This window comes from Sulfitobacter dubius (genome assembly GCF_027214245.1).
Lineage (GTDB): Bacteria > Pseudomonadota > Alphaproteobacteria > Rhodobacterales > Rhodobacteraceae > Sulfitobacter > Sulfitobacter dubius_A.
Genome location: NZ_JAPWHM010000052.1, coordinates 1 through 252 on the forward strand (window position 1 = coordinate 1; position 252 = coordinate 252).

The 252-nt window shown below is 46.8% G+C and carries 1 protein-coding gene; it reads left to right on the plus strand.

Features of this window, described 5'->3' with window-relative positions:
• Positions 1-252: PmbA/TldA family metallopeptidase (locus tag O4H31_RS19570; protein WP_269348185.1), on the plus strand; the 252-nt coding region annotated here is incomplete at both ends.

A 252-nucleotide genomic window follows, 5' to 3' on the forward strand; every position in this document is an offset into this window, starting at 1 on the left:
ATCAAAGATGGTTCATTCAACATCGACTGTGGTGTGGGTGTGCGAGCCGTCACCGGCGAGAAAACAGGTTTCGCGTATTCCGACCAAATCCAGTTAGAAGGTTTACAGCAAAGCGCGATTGCCGCGCGCGGTATTGCACAACAAGGGCAGAATGCATCGGTACAAGCCTTTAAACGCAATAGTAACCAAACCTATTATGCGGCTGTTAACCCATTAGACAGCTGGGAAAAACAGAAGAAAACAGAATTACTA